At 54.6% G+C, this 19,522-nt stretch carries 13 protein-coding genes; 6 read left to right on the top strand and 7 right to left on the bottom strand.

The window, feature by feature from the left end; genetic code table 11:
• Nucleotides 1-58: 58 nt before the first annotated feature.
• Together nagZ and ACT3TC_RS13765 are read left to right on the top strand one after the other, a co-directional pair.
• The gene (gene nagZ / locus ACT3TC_RS13760) at nucleotides 59-1,084 is read left to right on the top strand and encodes a beta-N-acetylhexosaminidase (RefSeq protein ID WP_172118445.1); all 1,026 of its coding nucleotides are present in this window, start codon (nucleotides 59-61) and stop codon (nucleotides 1,082-1,084) included.
• Nucleotides 1,085-1,126: 42 nt separating this feature from the next.
• A complete protein-coding gene (locus ACT3TC_RS13765) occupies nucleotides 1,127-1,705 on the top strand; it encodes a hypoxanthine-guanine phosphoribosyltransferase (RefSeq protein ID WP_087107361.1) in 579 nt (192 codons plus the stop codon).
• Between the two features lie 28 nt (nucleotides 1,706-1,733).
• Here the strand turns inward: ACT3TC_RS13765 and ppsR are convergent, their stop codons facing one another.
• Nucleotides 1,734-2,567: a posphoenolpyruvate synthetase regulatory kinase/phosphorylase PpsR gene (gene ppsR, locus ACT3TC_RS13770; protein WP_172118447.1), complete on the bottom strand. Its 834-nt coding sequence runs from the start codon at nucleotides 2,565-2,567 to the stop codon at nucleotides 1,734-1,736.
• A 230-nt stretch (nucleotides 2,568-2,797) separates the two neighbouring features.
• Here ppsR and ppsA point away from each other — a divergent pair, with 230 nt between their 5' ends.
• A complete protein-coding gene (gene ppsA, locus ACT3TC_RS13775) occupies nucleotides 2,798-5,173 on the top strand; it encodes a phosphoenolpyruvate synthase (protein ID WP_444640401.1) in 2,376 nt (791 codons plus the stop codon).
• Between the two features lie 119 nt (nucleotides 5,174-5,292).
• Nucleotides 5,293-7,083 carry a gamma-glutamyltransferase gene (gene ggt / locus ACT3TC_RS13780; RefSeq protein WP_193054660.1) on the top strand — a complete coding sequence of 597 codons (1,791 nt, stop codon included), beginning with the start codon at nucleotides 5,293-5,295 and terminating at the stop codon, nucleotides 7,081-7,083.
• 50 nt (nucleotides 7,084-7,133) lie between these two features.
• Here the strand turns inward: ggt and ACT3TC_RS13785 are convergent, their stop codons facing one another.
• Both ACT3TC_RS13785 and acnB read right to left on the bottom strand, forming a co-directional pair.
• Nucleotides 7,134-9,020, bottom strand: coding sequence for a glycerophosphodiester phosphodiesterase family protein (locus tag ACT3TC_RS13785; RefSeq protein WP_444640402.1), 1,887 nt, complete (start codon nucleotides 9,018-9,020; stop codon nucleotides 7,134-7,136).
• A 185-nt stretch (nucleotides 9,021-9,205) separates the two neighbouring features.
• Complete coding sequence (gene acnB, locus ACT3TC_RS13790) at nucleotides 9,206-11,809, bottom strand: bifunctional aconitate hydratase 2/2-methylisocitrate dehydratase (RefSeq protein ID WP_193054662.1); 2,604 nt, start codon at nucleotides 11,807-11,809, stop codon at nucleotides 9,206-9,208.
• Between the two features lie 518 nt (nucleotides 11,810-12,327).
• Here acnB and ACT3TC_RS13795 point away from each other — a divergent pair.
• A complete protein-coding gene (locus tag ACT3TC_RS13795; RefSeq protein WP_087107350.1) occupies nucleotides 12,328-12,984 on the top strand; it encodes a tRNA-(ms[2]io[6]A)-hydroxylase in 657 nt (218 codons plus the stop codon).
• 30 nt (nucleotides 12,985-13,014) lie between these two features.
• Nucleotides 13,015-16,914 carry an AAA family ATPase gene (locus tag ACT3TC_RS13800; RefSeq protein WP_444640403.1) on the top strand — a complete coding sequence of 1,300 codons (3,900 nt, stop codon included), beginning with the start codon at nucleotides 13,015-13,017 and terminating at the stop codon, nucleotides 16,912-16,914.
• Nucleotides 16,915-16,917: 3 nt separating this feature from the next.
• Here the strand turns inward: ACT3TC_RS13800 and ACT3TC_RS13805 are convergent, their stop codons facing one another.
• Genes ACT3TC_RS13805 through queC form a run of 4 tightly spaced genes read right to left on the bottom strand, consistent with a single transcriptional unit; the run spans nucleotide 16,918 to nucleotide 19,386 of the window.
• Entirely contained in the window at nucleotides 16,918-17,202 is a 285-nt protein-coding gene (locus ACT3TC_RS13805) for a YkgJ family cysteine cluster protein (protein ID WP_444640404.1), read from the bottom strand.
• A complete protein-coding gene (locus ACT3TC_RS13810; protein ID WP_444640405.1) occupies nucleotides 17,199-18,032 on the bottom strand; it encodes a 6-carboxytetrahydropterin synthase in 834 nt (277 codons plus the stop codon). The genes ACT3TC_RS13805 and ACT3TC_RS13810 overlap by 4 nt, the downstream gene beginning before the upstream one ends.
• Nucleotides 18,032-18,676 carry a 7-carboxy-7-deazaguanine synthase gene (queE, locus tag ACT3TC_RS13815; protein ID WP_444640406.1) on the bottom strand — a complete coding sequence of 215 codons (645 nt, stop codon included), beginning with the start codon at nucleotides 18,674-18,676 and terminating at the stop codon, nucleotides 18,032-18,034. Before queE ends, ACT3TC_RS13810 begins: the two co-directional genes overlap by 1 nt.
• Nucleotides 18,676-19,386 (bottom strand): 7-cyano-7-deazaguanine synthase QueC, encoded by a 711-nt coding sequence (queC, locus tag ACT3TC_RS13820; RefSeq protein WP_441679152.1) that lies wholly within the window; start codon nucleotides 19,384-19,386, stop codon nucleotides 18,676-18,678. Before queC ends, queE begins: the two co-directional genes overlap by 1 nt.
• Between the last annotated feature and the right edge of the window lie 136 nt (nucleotides 19,387-19,522).

Consider the following 19,522-nt stretch of genomic DNA (forward strand, 5'->3'; position numbering starts at 1 on the left):
TTTTGACTCTGTGCGTTGATCGTCTAAAATCATCGGCCCTTTTGTTGGATCCCTGCTAATGACTCAACCTATTGGCCCGGTCATGCTCGACCTGGAAGGGCCTGAATTATCCAATGCTGAAAAGCGCTTGCTGCTTGAACCTGCTGTCGGTGGCGTGATTTTGTTTGCCCGTAATGTGGAAGACGCCTACCAGGTGCGCAAGCTGTGTAGCGATATAAGGCGCATACGGGGCGATCTTTTATTGGCGGTTGACCAAGAGGGTGGCCGCGTACAGCGTATCAAAAAAGGGCTTACCCGCTTACCGGCCATGGCCCGGATTGGTGAGCGTTATGCTCAAGACCCTGAAGAAGGCCGCTCTCTCGCCATGGACGCAGGTTGGTTGCTTGGCATGGAAATGGCCGCCTGTGGGCTGGATTTAAGCTTTGCACCAGTGCTTGATGTGGATAGCGGGATTTCTAGCGTCATCGGCGACCGTAGTTTCAGTGGTGACCCTGAGCACGTTGCTCAATTAGGCGCCGCTTTTGTTGAGGGCTTACATCAGGCGGGCATGGGCGCTGTGGGTAAACACTTCCCTGGTCACGGCGGCGTAGCCGCGGATTCCCATGTCGCACTGCCCATTGATGAGCGTTCAATGGAGGCAATTAAACAGCGCGACCTTGTCCCCTTTGAACAGCTAGCCCCCCAGCTTGATGGTATCATGCCCGCGCATGTCATTTATCGAGCATTTGATACACGCCCGGCGGGCTTTTCGCCCAGTTGGTTGGGGATGCTGCGTGAATCGCTGGGCTTTAAAGGCTGTATTTTTTCAGATGATTTAAGTATGGCAGGTGCTCACGAAGCGGGCTCGCCACGCGAGCGTGCCGCTGCTGCACTCGCCGCTGGCTGCGATATGTTGCTGGTGTGTAACGACCGTGCCGCTGCGCTTGAGGTCGTTGAAGCCAGCCAGGGCATCGCCAATAAGCGCCCTGCGAAACTCCGCTATGGCCGTGCACGACCTGATTTGGATGCGCTGAGCGCGCTGGGGCGTTGGCGACGTACGCATGCCAGGCTAGAAGCGCTGGCGGACTTCCCTAACCCCACCTGAATTTTCTTTTCGCAATATTGCTACATTTTTGGGAGTTACCCCATGTCCAAATTGGATAAAGAAGCGCTTGAGTCATTGGACTCAATGCGCCAGCTAATGGAAACAGCAGACTGCTTGATCTCTCAGGAAGAAGTCGAGCGGGCGCTGGATCGCATGGCGGAGGCCATTACTGAAGACCTGGGGGACAAACTGCCGGTTTTTTATTGTGTGATGAACGGTGGCTTGATTACGACCGGGCATCTGCTGACCCGATTGGGGTTTCCGCTGGAAGTGGACTATTTGCATGCCACGCGTTATCGCAACGAGCTGCGCGGTGGCGAGCTTTTCTGGCGTGTGTCGCCTGAAATTCCCATGGCCGGGCGCCACGTCGTCATCGTGGATGACATTTTGGATGAAGGATCGACGCTCGCCGCAATTCTTGCTTACTGTAAAGAAGCTCAGGCAGCCAGCGTTACGACTGCCGTCCTGGTGGATAAGCAACATAACCGCAAAGCGGTGCCGGGCTTGAAAGCTGATTACTGCAGCCTGGAGGTCGCGGACCGCTATGTGTTCGGTTTTGGTATGGACTACAAAGGCTACTGGCGTAACGCCCCGGGTATCTTCGCCCCCAAAGGCATGTAATTTTTAGCGTTGTACATTTAGTGCTGGTTTAGCGGGGGGAGAAGCGCCTCGCTAAGCCTGTCTCGGCAATCATTCGTGTCGAAATTTCTTCTACTGAAAAGCGCGTCGCATCAATAAACGGAATATGCATAATGCGGTAAAGCGCTTCGGCCTGTTCGACTTCCTGCAGACACTGATCCATTGAGCTATAGCGACTGTTCGGCCGACGCTCATTGCGTATGGCGGATAACCTGCGAGCATCAATAGTTAACCCAAACAACTTGCGCTGGTGCGGTGCTAACACCTTGGGCAGCTTGAGCGTGCCGTCTTCGTCAAGGTCGTCCTCGGTAAGTGGGTAGTTAGCCGCTCGAATGCCAAACTGAAGCGCCAAATAAAGCGACGTGGGTGTTTTGCCACAGCGCGATACGCCCACTAAAATAATATCGGCTTTGTCGTATTGATGCGTACGGGCGCCATCGTCGTTATCGAGTGCGAAGTGTACCGAATGAATCCGGTCCATATAGACGTCGTCACTGCCAATCGAGTGAGTTCTTCCCACGCTGTAAGAAGAGTGGGTGCCTAATTCCTGCTCCAAGGGTTTCAAAAAGGTAGAAAAGATATCCACCTTGAAGCCCGGCGCTTGGCGAATTACATCGCGTATCTGCTGGTCAACGATGGTATCGATAATGATCGGTTGTTGCCCATCTTGAGCGGCAGTGGATTCAATAATCCGGGCAAGCGCTTCCGCTTTATCAAGCGTATCGATATAAGGCTTGGTCAGCATGTTGATCTCAATATCGCTGAATTGAGCCAACAGGCTGCGACCCAGGCTCTCGGCCGTAATACCGGTACCATCGGAAATAAAGAAAGCTGTCCGCTTCATAATCACGCCCGTCAATTAAATAATAGATACGCTATTGTGTGCCGAGCGTTCGCTAAGCACAACGCCCCAGGCGACTACATAAACTGCCCGTATACGCCTTATGTTGTAAAAATCCTCCACTCCCTTCGCTATTAGACCAATGGCGAATAGGGTGGCACGGTGATAGGGTGACACGATCAATGATTGGCGATCTAAAAGATTGCATCAACGTCTTAAAGCGAGGGGGTTGCGTGGAAGAGTACATTCTGTGGTTCGATCAGTTAGGTATGGCCGACGTCGAACGCGTGGGTGGTAAAAACGCCTCGCTGGGCGAGATGATTTCCAATCTGTCGGGTGCCGGGGTAACCGTACCGGGTGGATTTGCCACTACGGCTCACGCATATCGTGAATTCCTCTCTCATGAAGGGCTTAACGAGCGCATTAACAGCACGCTATCGCGCCTGGACGTTGATGATGTTAAAGCACTGGCCGAAGCGGGTACTAATATTCGCCAATGGGTCATTGATACGCCGCTGCCGCCCGCTTTTGAAAGTGCGCTGCGTCAGGCCTATGAGCAACTGCAGGAGCAGCACCCTCAGCTGAAAGTAGCGGTGCGCAGCTCGGCAACCGCGGAAGATCTGCCGGATGCCTCTTTTGCGGGCCAGCAGGAAACTTTCCTGAATATCGAAGGTTTCGATAACATCAAACGCGCTGTACACGAGGTGTTTGCCTCGCTGTTTAATGATCGCGCAATCTCCTACCGCGTTCATCGTGGCTATGCACATGAAAACGTCGCGCTGTCAGCGGGTGTCCAAAAAATGGTGCGCTCTGAGACGGGTGCCTCTGGGGTCATGTTTACCCTGGATACCGAATCAGGCTACCGCGATGCTGTCTTTGTGACGGCCTCGTGGGGGCTGGGCGAGACGGTTGTGCAAGGTGCTGTCAACCCTGATGAGTTTTATGTTCATAAGGGCACGTTAGCCGCTGGCCGCCCGGCGGTTTTACGGCGTAACCTGGGTTCCAAGCTCATCAAGATGGTTTACGGCCAGGAAACCAGCGCCGGTAAATCCGTCGACACCGTTGATGTGCCGCTTAATCAGCGTAATCGTTTCTGTATTAGCGACCAGCAGGTGATGGATCTTGCCCGTCAGGCGGTGACGATTGAGCAGCACTACGAGCGCCCCATGGATATTGAGTGGGCGCTTGATGGTGACGACGGTAAGCTTTATATCGTGCAGGCACGCCCTGAAACGGTGGTCTCGCAGCAGGAAGGCGGCAAGTTAGAGCGTTTCCAGCTGCGCGAGAAGGGCCGTACCCTGATTACCGGCCGGGCGATTGGTCAGCGCATTGGCAGCGGCACGGTCAAAGTGGTCATGAGTCCGGAAGATATGGATAAGGTTCTTGACGGTGACATTCTGGTGACCGACATGACGGATCCAGACTGGGAGCCCATTATGAAGCGGGCTTCAGCCATTGTTACCAACCGTGGTGGGCGTACCTGCCATGCGGCGATTATTGCTCGTGAGCTGGGCATTCCGGCGGTGGTTGGGTGTGGTGACGCTACACAGCAGCTCAGAGAAGGCACCGATGTCACCGTTTCCTGTGCCGAAGGTGACACCGGCCACGTTTATGATGGCCTGCTGGATTTTGACTGCAAGGTTTCAAGCGTCGATGCCATGCCTGAAATCCCGTTCAAGATTATGATGAACGTGGGCAACCCTGATCGCGCATTTGGGTTTGCCAGCCTGCCTAACGCAGGCGTAGGGCTTGCCCGGCTTGAGTTCATCATCAATCGCATGATTGGCGTTCACCCTAAGGCACTGCTGGATTACGCAACGCTGCCCGCTGATTTGCAGCAGGTAATTGACCTTCGTACCGCAGGCTATACCGACCCGGTAACTTTCTACGTGGACAAGCTGGTGGAAGGCATCTCCACGTTGGCAGCGGCCTTTTACCCTCAGCGGGTTATCGTGCGTTTGTCTGATTTCAAGTCCAACGAGTACGAAAACCTGATTGGCGGTAAGCTTTACGAGCCGGGCGAAGAGAATCCCATGTTGGGCTTCCGTGGGGCTTCGCGGTATATCTCGGACGCTTTCCGGCCCTGCTTCGAGCTTGAGTGTCGCGCCTTAAAATACGTACGCGACGAGATGGGGCTTGATAACGTCGAAATCATGGTGCCCTTTGTACGCACCACTGATGAAGCCAAGCAGGTGGTTGATCTGTTGGCAGAAAACGGCTTGAAGCGCGGCGATGAAAGCGGGCTGAAAGTGATCATGATGTGCGAGTTACCTGCTAATGCATTGTTGGCTGAAGAATTTCTTGAACACTTCGACGGCTTCTCAATCGGCTCTAACGATCTTACGCAGTTAACGCTGGGGCTGGACCGTGACTCAGGCATCGTGGCGCATCTGTTTGATGAGCGTAATGCGGCGGTGAAAAAGTTGTTGGCAATGGCTATTCAGGCTTGTAAAGCCCAAGGCAAATATGTGGGTATTTGTGGGCAAGGGCCCTCAGATCACCCTGAATTGGCTAAGTGGTTGATGGAGCAGGGGATTGATTCGGTATCCCTCAATCCTGATGCAGTACTTGAGACGTGGTTTATGTTGGCAGGCGAGACAATCACCTAACGTCGATCTGTAAACCGCTATTTTGCGCCCGGCCATTGTGCCGGGCGCATGCGTTTTATAGGCTATTCTGTTGTGTGGTTACTTACTTGATATTTCCTAGGATGCGAGAGGGCAGTGTAATGTCCCCAAAAAGGATTAAATTAGCACTATCAGGATTGCTGTTAGTGCCGGTCTATAGCTTTGGGTTTAGCTATGAAACCCCCTCTATAACGCCAGAAGTTGGGTCGGGGTATGAGGAAAAACCCGGCTGGGAGGCGGAGTCGTTTGCAGTTGCGGCGGCTAACCCGTTGGCAACGGATGCAGGCTACCAGGTGTTGGCAAATGGTGGCAATGCCATTGACGCTGCTATCGCTGTGCAAATGGTATTAACACTGGTCGAGCCTCAATCCAGCGGCATTGGCGGTGGCGCTTTTTTAATGTTCTATGATGGCTCAAACGTTCAGGCTTACGATGGCCGAGAGACAGCGCCTGGTGCGGTGACAGGGGAGCTGTTCATGGAAAATGGCGAGCCGCTGCCCTTTGCAGATGCGGTAGCTAGTGGACTTTCTGTTGGTGTGCCAGGCACGGTGCGAATGTTGGAACAGGCGCATAAAGAGCACGGCCAGTTGGCTTGGGAGGCGCTTTTTGAACCCGCTATTACGCTTGCCGAGGAAGGGTTTGCTGTTAGTCAACGGCTGCACACCAGCCTTGCCAATGATGAAGCGTTACGTAGTGACCCGCTCGCCGAGAGCTTCTATTACCAGCCTAACGGCGAGCCGTTAGCGGTTGGCGACACGTTAAAAAATCCGGCGTTGGCGAGCATATTGCGTCAAATTGCGACCAACGGCAGCGCGGCCTTTTATGAGGGCGACATTGCTGAGGATTTAGTAAATCGTGTACAGAACCACCCGGTGCGGCCAGGCAGCATGACCCTTGAGGATGTTGGCGGCTACCAGACAATTGAGCGGGAACCGCTGTGTACGCCATGGCAACAGTGGGAAGTGTGCGGATTCCCTCCGCCTTCGTCTGGGCATATTACCATTATGCAAATACTGGGCCTTTTAGATCAGCAGCCGTTGTTGGAAGCACCCTTGGATAACGGCGTATCCAGCAGTGGTTGGCTGCATCAGTTTTTGGAGGCTTCTCGGCTGGCCTTCGCTGATCGCGGACGTTATATCGCGGACCCTGAGTTCGTAGAGGCGCCGGGTGGGGACTGGTCATTAATGCTGGCGCCTGACTATCTTTCAGAGCGTAGTAAGTTAATTGGCGACACCAGCATGGGCGATAGTGCGGAGCCAGGAAACCCTGGTGAGCTTGACGTTAGCTTTGCCTCACAGCCGGATCAGCCGGAATATGGCACTAGCCATATCAGTATTATTGATGCTGAAGGCAATGCCGTGGCGATGACCACGTCTATTGAGCAGGCGTTTGGTTCGCGCATCCTTGCCGATGGAGGAACCGGGCTGCCGGGTGGGTACCTGCTTAATAACGAGTTGACCGACTTTTCGTTTACCCCAGAGGTGGACGGCGAGCTGGTTGCTAATCGGGTTGAGCCTGGCAAGCGTCCGCGTTCAAGCATGAGCCCAACACTCGTCTTCGATAAAGAGTCGGGCGAACTGGTGGCAAGCCTGGGATCGCCGGGTGGTGCGGCTATTATTCATTACACCGCCCGCACGTTAGTGGCGATGCGTGATTGGGGGATGAGTGCACAAGAAGCGCTCAATTTGCCTCACGCCATTACCATGGGAGGCGATGTTTATTTGGAAGAGGGAGGCTTCCCCGAAGCGACCCTGGAAGTGCTTGAGGAGTACGGTCATACCATCAGTGAAAGAGAGCTAACCAGTGGGCTTCAGGCTATCCGTAGGCTGGAGGATGGGACGCTGTTTGGCGGTGCCGACCCGCGTCGCGAAGGCGTTGTTATGGGCGATTGATCCCACTTGGCTTTACGAAATGAGCTGTCAGTGGCGTGTTTAAGTACACGTCACTGACGTAGCCAATTGCGCAGCTTCACCAACAGAAGTTCCCCATCGCTTAACGCTCGCCGCTCTTCAATCAATTCACGTAAACGCTCGGGATAGTCGGTAATAATCGCATCAACCCCTAAATCGATCAGTGTGGACATTCTTGCCCGGTCATTAACTGTCCAGGCATGTATCTCATAGCCATAAAGCGCTGCAAGACGCACTTCCTCTGCTGTAATGCGGTTATGGCGAAGTCCCAGGGCATCGAAGCTTCGACGGTCCAGTGTGCCTGGCAGGATTAATTGTGCCAGCAGTGTGACGCGTAGTTCAGGCGCCTGGCGTTTAATGTGGGCAGTCAGTGCTGGCGTCATCGTGGCTACCCGCATCTCCAGCATTGCATTGGGAAAGCCGCACTCGCCATACGCTGTTATAGGATGACTGCTTTTAGCCCAGCAGGCATAGCGCATATCAGTTTCAGCACGCAGCAGGGCAATGACTGCATCAGCAAGTGCTTGTTCCTCGCCGGGCAGCGCTTTCATGTCGATCATCAACCCGGCATGGCCACGCACGCGTTCGAGTACCTCATCTAGGCCTGCGATAGGCTCGTTTTGAAAAGCATCACCGAACCAACTGCCTATGTCGTACTGACTAAGCTCTTCACGTGTTAAGTCGCCGAATTCTCTGTTATCACCGGTTAATCTTGCCAGGCTCCGGTCATGGTAAATCATGACCTGCCCATCGGCGGATAAGCGAACATCCAGCTCTACGGCGTCAGCCTTATCGACGATGGCCTGGTCAACCGCGGCCAGGGTGTTTTCGGGGGCGACCATTGAACTACCACGGTGCGCGAACACCTTTACATTGTCGCGTAGCTCAAAACTATTCAGGATCCACCAGGCTTGTAAGGCGGCCAGTAGCAATACGCTAAGTTCAACCGCCCAGGCAAATCGGCCCGGGAGGACGATTTTTGATGGAGGAGCAGGGCGCATCTTGTGATGCGCTAACTGAAGGTACAAACAAGCAGAAAGCAGTGCGTTAGCCGCAATACCGATAAAGGTAACGGCGAGGGTTAGTAGCAGATAGCCTGTTAAATAGGCAAACATGATGGGAATTAGAAACGCATTGTGTTCTGGTAACCACCAAAGGAGCGGCGTCACCAGTGCATCAAAGGCGATGGTGGTGATAACAGGTAGCGCAATAATGAGCAGTAGCAGGATGAGCACGGCCGCGCCAATGGAGCGGTGCCAGCCTTTGGTTAAATGAAAACTGCGCGTCAAGGCGTGTAACGGGCTGCAGTTATCAAGCGCCACTAACGGAAGCGCCAACAGCCAACGCAGATAAAGCCAGGCCGCTAAGCTTAGCCAGGCCACTACAAGCGGCAACGCGCAGGCAATAAAGTACCAAAGCACTGGCGGCATGACGCGCTGTAAATAGTAAGGGTCCAGGCCGCTTAGCCAAACACTATAAAGCCATGCAAGTGCGGCCATGAAAGGGGCCAGCAGTAAAAGGTGCGTGCCTACCTGTAACACGACTAATCCTGCCAGTGCGGGGAGGCGACGAACGCTTAACCAGAGTGCATCAAAGGCTAACCGGTAATGATTGCCTCGAGGCCGAACGGCGACCTGGAGCATACCAGCCTGTTGCCAGTAAAGAATGAGAAAGGTGAAAACCAGGCCGACCAGCATGCAAGCTAGGCCCAGCGGGCTAAACAGCAGGCTGATCAGCTCGTCATTGGTAATCACTGTACGCTTTAATTGAGCGAGCAGACCTTGGGTTATCCACCCAATCACGGGTAATAACAGGGCAGAGGCAAGTAAGGTAAAAAACAAATGATAGGCGATCAAGGGGCGTAGATGATCGCGCAGTGTCTTCATTAAGGCCGAGCCAAGATGTGTCAGTGGCTGCATTGTCTTTTTAAATCATAAGGATGAACTAACAGAGTGGCAGCATCCGGAAGCCCTCGCAAGTCGCCGACATCTTGCGGTAATAAAAACGCCCCACAACGAGAGGGTTGTGGGGCGTTCGGTCATCGTCTCAGAATTAACGAAACTTCATTAAGTCTGTGATGGTGCGAGCATCGGCGATAGGGTGGTTACGCTTCTTGAGCAACCGGAATCACGTTTGAGGCGATTTTCTGATACTCCTCAATTTCGTGGAAGTTCATATAACGATAGATCTCTCCTGCCATGGCGTCAAATTCACTCATGTAACGCTGATACTCTTCAACGCTTGGCAGGCGACCTTCCACCGCGGCAACCGCGGCGAGTTCCGCCGAGGCAAGGTACACGTTGGCACCATCGCCCAGACGGTTCGGGAAGTTACGTGTAGACGTAGACACAACGGTGCTTTTTGCCGCAACGCGTGCCTGGTTACCCATACACAGCGAGCATCCCGGCATTTCCATACGCGCACCGGCACGACCATAAATGCCGTAGTAACCCTCTTCGGTCAGCTGGTGCTGATCCATTTTGGTCGGCGGTGCCAGCCACAGGCGAGTTTTGAGGCTGCCTGCAGGCTGCTTTTCAAGTAGTTTACCCGCTGCGCGGAAATGACCAATGTTGGTCATGCACGAGCCGATAAATACTTCATCAATCTTTTCGCCCGCAACGTCTGACAGCAAACGAGCGTCGTCAGGATCGTTAGGCGCGCAAAGCACAGGCTCTTTAATCTCGGACAGGTCAATTTCGATGACTTCGGCGTATTCGGCGTCCGCATCGGCACGCATCAGGCTCGGGTCGGCAAGCCACGCTTCCATACCCTCGATACGACGGCTGATAGTACGCTCATCGCCATAGCCGTTGGCAATCATCCACTTCAGCAGTGTGATGTTGGATTTCAAGTACTCGGTCACACTCTCATCAGACAGCGTAATAGTACAGCCAGCGGCAGAGCGCTCAGCAGAGGCGTCGGAAAGCTCAAACGCCTGCTCGACCGTTAAGTCTTCAAGGCCTTCAATTTCCAGTACGCGGCCAGAGAACGCATTCTTCTTGTTGGCCTTGTCAACGGTCAGAAGACCTTGCTTGATGCCGTAAAGCGGAATGGCGTGAACCAGGTCACGCAGGGTAACGCCAGGCTGGCGCTTGCCTTTAAAGCGTACCAGTACGGATTCCGGCATATCCAGCGGCATAACGCCGGTGGCAGCAGCGAAAGCTACCAGGCCAGAACCAGCCGGGAACGAGATGCCGAGCGGGAAGCGAGTGTGCGAGTCGCCACCGGTACCTACTGTATCTGGCAGCAGCATGCGGTTCAGCCAGCTGTGGATGATGCCGTCGCCAGGACGCAGCGATACACCGCCGCGGTTCATAATGAAGTCAGGCAGCGTGTGGTGAGTGTCTACGTCCACCGGCTTCGGATAGGCCGCCGTGTGGCAGAATGACTGCATGACCAGGTCCGCTTGGAAGCCCAGGCATGCCAGGTCTTTCAGCTCGTCACGTGTCATCGGGCCAGTGGTATCCTGGGAGCCGACGGTGGACATTTTGGGCTCGCAGTACATCCCCGGACGAACGCCTTCCAGGCCGCACGCCTTACCGACCATTTTCTGCGCCAGGGTAAAGCCCTTGCCGGTGTCTTTGGGCTGTTCCGGGAGGCGGAATACATCAGAAGGCTCAAGGCCAAGGGACTCACGTGCTTTGCCCGTCAGGCCGCGGCCGATGATCAGAGGAATACGGCCGCCAGCGCGTACTTCGTCAAGGATCAACTGCGTTTTCAACGCAAACGTGGTGAGCACTTCATCAGTGCCGTGCTTGCATACCTTGCCTTCGTAGGGGTAGACGTCAATGACATCGCCCATTTCCAGCTTTGATACGTCCAGTTCAATCGGGAGTGCGCCAGAATCTTCCATGGTGTTAAAGAAGATCGGAGCAATTTTGCTACCAAAACAGAAGCCGCCAGCGCGCTTGTTGGGAACGTAAGGGATATCGTCACCAAAGAACCACAGCACGGAGTTAGTGGCTGATTTACGTGAAGAGCCCGTACCCACAACATCACCGACATAAGCAACCGGGAAGCCTTTGGCTTTGACTTCTTCAATTTGCTTGAGCGGACCCATGGAGCCCGGTACTTCAGGCACAATGCCGTCACGCTCGTTTTTGAGCATGGCATTAGCGTGCAGCGGGATATCGGGGCGCGACCAGGCATCGGGTGCTGGTGACAGATCATCCGTGTTGGTTTCACCCGGCACCTTAAAGACGGTTAGGGTGATTTTTTCTTCTAAAGCAGGCTTGGAGAGGTACCACTCTGCTTCTGCCCAGGACTGAATAACGTCTTTGGCAACGCTGTTACCCTTTTTGGCGCGCTCTTCAACATCATGAAAGGCATCAAACATCAGCAGGGTATGCTTGAGCTGTTCGCCGGCTTCACGCGCTAACTCTTCGTTATCCAATAGCTCTACCATGGAGACGATGTTGTAACCGCCTTGCATGGTGCCCAGCAGCTTAACCGCGTGGATTTTATCGATCAGCGGAGAGGTTGCTTCGCCCTTGGCGATGGCAGTAAGAAAGCCCGCTTTCACATAAGCGGCTTCATCGACGCCCGGCGGAACCCGGTTGGTGATCAGGTCAAGAACAAATTCCTCTTCACCCGCCGGTGGGGTTTTTAGCAGCTCAATTAAGGCGGCAACTTGCTCGGCGTTTAGAGGCTTGGGTGGTACGCCTTCAGCGGCGCGTTCCTCGACATGTTGGCGATATGCTTCAAGCACGTTGGGGCCCTCTCATCTGCTTTATGGTGGCGAACACACATTTTCACGGTGTTTGAGCGTGCGCTCGGACACATGACATACGCTTGGAAACAGCGTCTGGTTGGATGGCATGGATTCTACGGCAAACTGTCGACAATGTTAAGAAGAAGGCGATAGGCAGGTGTTGTACTTTGTGTTGATACACAAAAAATACCGCTTTAAAGACCTGTGTTTTGGCCGTTTGAGGCACTTTCTGGCAGGGTGTGGTGGGCCCGAGCACGCTAAAGGTGTGATTGCGGTTGCGCCGCGTTACCATGGCTTGGACGCTATAGCGTTACGGTTGCTTTCCAAGTTGAACTAACCTCACAGCGAAGCGTAGAGCGCCATTGTTGTTACTAATTAGCTATTACTATTAGCGGTGGCCAGCAATACGTATCCAAGAGACATGGCATGGCGTCGTTCTTGCGGACCAGGAACGAGGTGAACGCTATCGGCGTTTAAATATTGTACAATTATGAAAAAATGCTCGGAAGAACGTTATGTCAATGCAATTGCCGGAATTAACACCCGCAGACCATAAGCTTCAAGCAGATGACTTGTTGCCCGAAAGTTTAAATGAATTTCTTGCCTGCATAACGCCCGACAGCTGGCTTAAATGGGCGCTAGATAACCCCGAAATACTGCTCGTTGACCACGCTCAGTGTGAGAAAAAGGCCGCCTCGACGGCCATGAGCTTGCTGTATCGTTATGTAGACCAACCTCTTTTATTGAGCAAAATGTCTCAACTCGCCCGCGAAGAATTGCTGCACTTTGAGCAAGTTGTGGGCTTAATGGAGAAGCGCGGCGTTGAATACAAGCATTTAACCGCTTCCCGATACGCTGAGGGCCTGCGACGTCATGTGCGCAGCAATGATCCAGAGCGTCTTATTGATATCCTCATTATCGGCGCCTTAATAGAAGCACGCAGCTGCGAGCGTTTTGCTCGCTTGATTCCTTACCTGGATGAAGAGTTGGCTAAATTTTATCGCACGCTGGTTAAGTCCGAAGGGCGTCATTTTGAAGACTATCTACTGCTTGCGCAGCAACAAACTAACGCTTCCATTGATGAAAGAATTGCTTTTTTTGTGGCCCGGGAAGCAGAGCTGATAACGTCACCCGATACGGCTTTTCGTTTTCATAGTGGTGTACCCGCTTAATACACCACTAGCCCAGGCAGGATATGTATCATGCGCGATACTCGTGAGACTGATCAGCTAATCCTCTTTGGTCATTTTTCCCTCTCTCAGGGGGATGGTGTACTAACCCACTTTAGCTATGACAAAGTCAAAGCGCTGTTAGTCTACTTACTGCTTCACCGCCAGCCGGTGAACCGCTCGGTGCTCGCCGAGCTGTTATGGCCTGACCAAGGGCTTTCATCAGGCAGAACTAACTTGCGCCATGCTCTGCACTGCCTGCGTCATTCGCTCGGGGATAACGCTGATCACGTCTTGAAAGTGTCGCGCCAAACCATCGCTTTTAACCTGCCAGCGACTTGGTGCATCGATTTACATGAACTGCAGCAACTGCTGGAAGGCCCCCGCGAGCTAGCAACGCTCGAAGCGGTGCTGACCTGCTATCAAGGGGACCTCGTTGAGGAGCTCCAGCTAACCAGCTGTAGCGAATTTCAGCGGTGGCTCGTACAAGTGCGCAACGAATGGCGTCAGCGCGTCATTCGCTTTGCTGAGCAGGTCCTGGAAGCCCATGAGGATGCGCCAGATGTAATGCTTGAAGGCCTGGTAAGCCGCTTTTCTGGCTATGCACCTTTTCATGAGCGCCTGGTACGCCAGCTTGCCGAGCAGAACCAAATCGCTGCTGCTCACGAGCAATACAATGGTTATTTACAGCTATTAGCACTTTCGGGGCAACAGCCTGAGCCCAGTTTTTTACAGCTCGCAAGCTATTGGTCGGATGGGCCGCATGATCCTCGTGCCATGTCCCCTCAGGGCGCTTTTTCGCGCGTATTGGCAGCGGACAGCAAGCCGCTGCGCGACGATGAAATCGAGCTGCGCCAGCTCTCCGTGATGGCGATTCGGCTGCGCTTGAAGGGCGATTGGCAGGAGCGTGCGGCAGTGCGTAGCTGTCTGGGCCTGCAGCTGGAGTTACTGCGTTGGTTAGAGCAGCAGTGTCATCATCTGGGAGGGTTCTGGTTACCAGGGGCTACCGGAGGACTCGGGCTTGCCTGTTTTGGTACCCATGGACCCGCACACCAGCTTGCGGAGCTGGTAGCGCTTTACGAACACTGTCAACACGCGCTGCCGCAAGAGTCGGCGCGTCACTGGGAAGGGGAAGGTGAGCCGCCTTCCTTTGAGCTTGCCGCCGGGTTAAATAGCGGGCGGGTCGTCTATTTGGCAGAGCGTCAGCTGGCGGACCCGCTTGGTCAGGTGACGCAAGTTGCCTTGGAGCTAATGAGTGCGGCAGAGGGCAGTGAGCTGGTCATTTCTCAGGAGGCCAGCCAGCACATGCCCCCCGCGCTTGATCTACAGCCACGACTGGTGTCTCGGCTGGTGGCAAGCGATGGGCGTATTCGCCTGCGCGCGCTGGTCCTGGGGCAAAACGAAGGGGGGCGTGATGCGCTCCCGCCGAGCCTGGTGGGGCGGGAGGCCCCGCTGCGTACGCTCCGCGATGCTTTGGCGCGGGCGGGAATTGGGCTGCGCCAAAGCGTGCTTGTCCGAGGTGCTTCGGGGATGGGGAAATCTGCGCTCATGGTGGGGTTTCGCCAGCTTGAATTAAGTCGCGATGCCGCGATTTGTTGGCAGCCAACGACGCGATTATCCGTACTTGAACCTTACGGCATTGCCCGCAGCCTGGTGGCCTGGTATCTAAATGCGTCACCTGCGCTGGATACCTTGCATGCCATGCAAACAACGCTGGGCTTGGGGCTTTTAGAAAAGAGCCGACAGCACCTGCTTGAAGAAGCGCTTGGGGTTAGGGACGTTCAAGAGGTGGCGCAGCTTGCGCAAAACGGCGAGGCGGCGGAGCTGGTCGTACAGTTGTTGCATCGCTTGATTGAGCAGAAAACCAGTGAACGTACGCTGGTGCTAATGATTGATGATCTTCAATGGATTGATGAGCCCTCTTTTAAAGTGCTGGCAGGCCTTCAGGCGCGCTTGCCTATCAATACGGCGTTTATGCTGATTGCCAGTCATCATGGCCGTGAACCCTTGCCGGTTAAGCTTCACTGGGACCAGCAGATCACGTTGGGTAAGTTGGACGTTCAGCAATCGTCACGCCTGCTTTCCCAGCTGTCACGCCGCTATCGCATACATTTAAGCCCCCGGCTGCGTAACCAGATCATAGAGCGGTGCGATGGCGTGCCGCTTTACATGCAGGAAATTTGCCGACGTCTGGACATGGACCGTCGTGAAGGGCGTAGTATCCAATTTGATGAGCTGCCGAAAGGGCTGCTGGGCTTGCTAGCCAGCCGTATTGATCAGTTGGAGGCCGACCGTGCTATTGCCCACGTAGCGGCAGTGCTTGGCAAACGTTTCCGGCTGGATTTTTTGTTGGAGTGCAGCGGCTGGGAGCCCGCTCGATTAACGCAAGCGCTTGAGCATATGCGTCAGCTCGAGATCATTGAACCCGTTAATAAAGAACTCGGTGAGCAAGAGTGTCAGTTTAGCCATCAGCTTCTTCAGGAAGCCGCCTATCTCTCCTGCCCGCGCGATGTACGCGTCAAACTGCATCAGCAGGTCGTCACGCTAATTGAAGAGCGTTTCCCCATGTGGATTAGCCGCCATCCTGGCGACTTTGCTGCACACTTGCGTAGAAGCGGTCATTACGCACGCGGCGCACGCTATTTTGAGCTTTCTGCTCGCGAGGCGCTAAAGGTCAGTGCTAACCGAACGGCGTTGCGGATGGCCGACGCAGGGTTGGCAAGCTTGCGCCATGTTGAGCATGAGATAGAGCGCGAGGTTAGTCTGCTTACGGTACGTGGCCAGGCCGCATTTTCCCTGGAAGGACACGGCTCACCCATCGCTCATGAAAGTTTTGTTCGCGCCCGAGAGCTACTGCGTGAGTCCGGCAGTGATATGCTGGATGACCCTGAAGAGCTTGAGCAGGTCTTTCTGGTTAAGTGGGGGCTCTGGGTAGGGCGCAGCCAGCGCTATGCGCATGCCGATGCGTTTGCGCTTGCCTCGACGCTTGCGGATATCGCGGAGCGACTGGAAGACCCGCGCTATCGCCGTTTAGCAGATTATGCACGCGCTCAATGCGAGTACTGGGCAGGACGTATCCAGCAGGCCCACGATCATCTGGATGAAATTGATCCGCTCAATGCACAAATGATGATTGAGTGGCTGCCGTTCTCTGATCACCCGCAGGTAACGGCAGCGTGTTTTCAAGGCTGGGCGCTCTGTTTACGGGGCGACTATCAGCGTGCAGAGCGGCAAGTATCGGCGGCGCTTCGGTTGGCGGAAAAAATTGGCCACCCGGGAACGCTGGCAATGTCGCTGTTATTCGCGGCTTCCCTCTATCGTCAGTTAGGGCATGTGCACCTGGCGGCGCGCCAGGCTGAGAGGGCGGCAGCCATGACCGTCACGCCCGACTTGCAATTATGGCAAATCTCGGCCCAAGCGGTGTTGGGATGGCAGCGCGCGTTAGCAGGGGATCAAGGAGGGCTTGCACAAATACGCGAAAGCCTTGAGCGGATGACCGAGCTTAAAGGGAGCGACCGCTACCAGCGCCCCTCATTATGGTATATCGATGCCTGTATTGAGCTGGGTGAGCTTGATGCCGCAGAAGACTATTTGGATCAATGCCTTGTGATCGCCCGCGAGCGTACCACGCTATTTTTGCCTGAGCTAGCGACGCTGTTGGCGAGCGTTCGGCATCAGCTTGGACATCCTGCGAACGAGGTTAGGGCGCTTGCCGAGATGGCCATCAGCCAATCCCGAGAGAATGGGAACCGCCACCAGGAGCTGGCGGCGCTTGAACTATGGTTGATGCACATTGAGCCGGGCGACCCTACTGCCAAAGAGTTGTTCCGACATTTGCTGAATGATGTTAGCCATAGCGATGCGCCGGTGCTGGTGCGTTGGGTGAGCCTGCTGGATCGTCGTTTGACCCAGCCTGCGGGTGTAGAAGGTTAGGGGTTATCCCGTTGCTGTTTCGAGGTATGCAAGGGTGGCGAGTGCCTGATCACGGTGCTCGCCACAAACGCTGGCATCAAAGTTAAAGTTGGCGCATACGGTGGGGCGGCTTGCATCGCCAAAAAGCCGACATAGATTCTGCTCATCCAACTGAATGCAGCGAACCCCAGCAGGCTTGCCTTGAGGCATCCCTGGAATCGGTGAGCTGATGGACGGCGCTATACAGCAAGCTCCGCAACCTGCCCGGCAGCCAGCGCTTTGCTTAACGATAATACCTGCCTCGCTCATGGCGTAAATTCCGCAAAGGCGCCTTTGTTAATCCCCTCGAATGCTTGAACGCGTGTGGCGTGGCCGCTTTCATCGGCGATGCTACGTGCCAGCCAGATGGCGATATTCTCAACGGTAGTGGGGCCCGGCAATACCGCACAGCGGTCTGCTGGCAGGCGAATGGAAAAGTCTCCCTGGGCGGCTTGGTAACGATAGGTCAAGAACACATCGTCCTGGTGTTCAATATCCGCTTGCTCAAGTAGGTAGCGGTTATCCAGCCAGTGCGCCCAGCGAGCTTCCAGCTCAGGTTGACGCGTGCCCGATTGCCAAATAGAGAGTCTGGAGCGGTGGCCGTGGGCAATACGTTGGCAGTTTCCCTGGTGCCGTTTAAGGCCATGGCTATAGCCATAGGCTGCTCCGGTCGTAGCTTCATCGCTTAACGTTAGCGTGACACGGTCAACATTGACGGGGCGCTGTGCGGTCAACTCGGCACTTAAATACGCTGCTACCTCTTCAAGCGTAATAGATGCCCAGGGAAGCAGGCTAAAGGCTTCGGCAGGCCCACGAACCTCCAGGGGATAAGGCGTTTCGGTGCGAACGCAGAGGCCTTCCTCGCAATCAGTAATGCTTACACCGGGCGCCTGCGTGGGCACCAGAAGCGTATGGTCGAGGCCGCTGTCCAGGGTGTGTTTGATCCAGGGCTTTACCTCGCCAAAATCAAATAGCATGCCGTCTTCACCCAAGGCGCCTTCAAGGAGTGCATCTACTTGCCAGCTGCAGCCGATGAGTCCGTGTGTCGGGCACCAAACAGAGACATCCATATGGGTTAACTGATTTACAAAGAGAGCCATTAGTCAAACCCTGCGATTTTGTGAATTTGAAGCGTAAGGCGCCATTGTGGGTTAGCCATACAGTAATCCGTTGCCTGGGCGATGGTATCGGACTGTTGCCCTAACGGGCTTACATCCATGGGCTGCAAAAAGAAGTGAGTAAACGCAAGGTCCTCAAAGACCGGGGGCAATGCGTCAGCTTGCGGATAAACAAGTTTTAATTCATTTCCCTGCGTAATGGCCAAAGGGTTACTACCTTTGGGGCTAACGCATAACCAATCAATACCGGGAGGGGGCCGCAACGTACCGTTCGTTTCAACGGCTACTTCAAAGCCCTGCTGGTGTAGCTTGTCAATTAACGGTGTATCCAGTTGGAGCAGAGGCTCACCGCCGGTAAACACCACATACGGGGTGGCATTCGCGCTACCTTTTGGCCAGAGCGCATTAATATGCGCAGCCAGCTCGGCCGCTGTTGAGAACTGTCCGCCGTTCTGTCCGTCAGTACCGATAAAATCGGTATCGCAAAAGGTGCATTTTGCATGAGCGCGATCCACTTCACGGCCTGACCACAAATTACAGCCACTAAAACGGCAAAAAACGCTGGCACGACCCGCTTGTGCGCCTTCGCCCTGTAGCGTGTAAAAGGCTTCTTTAACGTGGTACATCAGCGATTCACCTGAGCTGTCGCATCGTAAGCCAAAGGGTCGAGCACATTGTTAGCGGCAAAGGCCTCCAAGCGCTCTCGGCAGCTGCCGCACTGACCACACGCTAACGCACGTCCTTCATAACAGGTCCAGGTATGCTGGTAATCAAGCCCCATGGACAGGCCATCGCGTAAAATATCCGCTTTTGATGAGTAGAGGTAAGGGGCATGCAGCGTAACGTGCTCAAAGTTGGCAATACCCGCCACGTGATTCATGGCATCGACAAACTCGGGGCGGCAATCCGGGTATAAAACATGGTCACCGCCATGGGCGCCATAATCCACGCGCCCAGCGCCTATATTGACCGCTTTGGCAATCGCCAGGGACAGTAAAATCATATTGCGATTGGGAACGACAGTGGCGCGCAAATTATCATCTGCGTAGTCACCCGTCGGCATGGCCTGGTCGGCGTTGGTCAGTGCGGAGTTATCGATCAAACCGTGAATGGCTCGAATGTCGACTACCTGGTGAGGAATACCCAACTGACGGCACACGTGCGTAGCCACATCCAACTCGCGTGCGTGACGTTGGCCATAGTCAAAAGATAGTGCGTGAACCTCCAGACCTTCACGCAGTGCGCGGTGAAGCACCGTATAGGAGTCCATGCCGCCGGAATAGATAACCACCGTCGCTGTCGGTGACGTAGAAGGGAGAGAAAACGTACTGGACATAAATAGTGCTCGCTGTCGGAGAATTTTTCGTGCGCGATAAGGCTGCACGGAGTGCCGGGGTCCGGTCCGGGAGGGCGGCAGTTTACGCAATGAGAACGTATCTGACCAGCCGTAGTCTGAATGATCGTCTCTCCTT

It is taken from the genome of Halomonas sp. AOP27-A1-41, from assembly GCF_052378605.1.
Lineage (GTDB): Bacteria > Pseudomonadota > Gammaproteobacteria > Pseudomonadales > Halomonadaceae > Vreelandella > Vreelandella citrativorans.

Coding starts and splice junctions, on each gene's coding strand:
- ACT3TC_RS13800 (WP_444640403.1), top strand. CDS start 13,015: ATGCGCGATACTCGTGAGACTGATCAGCTAATCCTCTTTGGTCATTTT.
- ACT3TC_RS13795 (WP_087107350.1), top strand. CDS start 12,328: ATGTCAATGCAATTGCCGGAATTAACACCCGCAGACCATAAGCTTCAA.
- ACT3TC_RS13805 (WP_444640404.1), bottom strand. CDS start 17,202: ATGAGCGAGGCAGGTATTATCGTTAAGCAAAGCGCTGGCTGCCGGGCA.
- nagZ (WP_172118445.1), top strand. CDS start 59: ATGACTCAACCTATTGGCCCGGTCATGCTCGACCTGGAAGGGCCTGAA.
- ACT3TC_RS13765 (WP_087107361.1), top strand. CDS start 1,127: ATGTCCAAATTGGATAAAGAAGCGCTTGAGTCATTGGACTCAATGCGC.
- ppsR (WP_172118447.1), bottom strand. CDS start 2,567: ATGAAGCGGACAGCTTTCTTTATTTCCGATGGTACCGGTATTACGGCC.
- queE (WP_444640406.1), bottom strand. CDS start 18,676: ATGTACCACGTTAAAGAAGCCTTTTACACGCTACAGGGCGAAGGCGCA.
- ACT3TC_RS13810 (WP_444640405.1), bottom strand. CDS start 18,032: ATGGCTCTCTTTGTAAATCAGTTAACCCATATGGATGTCTCTGTTTGG.
- ggt (WP_193054660.1), top strand. CDS start 5,293: ATGTCCCCAAAAAGGATTAAATTAGCACTATCAGGATTGCTGTTAGTG.
- ACT3TC_RS13785 (WP_444640402.1), bottom strand. CDS start 9,020: ATGCAGCCACTGACACATCTTGGCTCGGCCTTAATGAAGACACTGCGC.
- queC (WP_441679152.1), bottom strand. CDS start 19,386: ATGTCCAGTACGTTTTCTCTCCCTTCTACGTCACCGACAGCGACGGTG.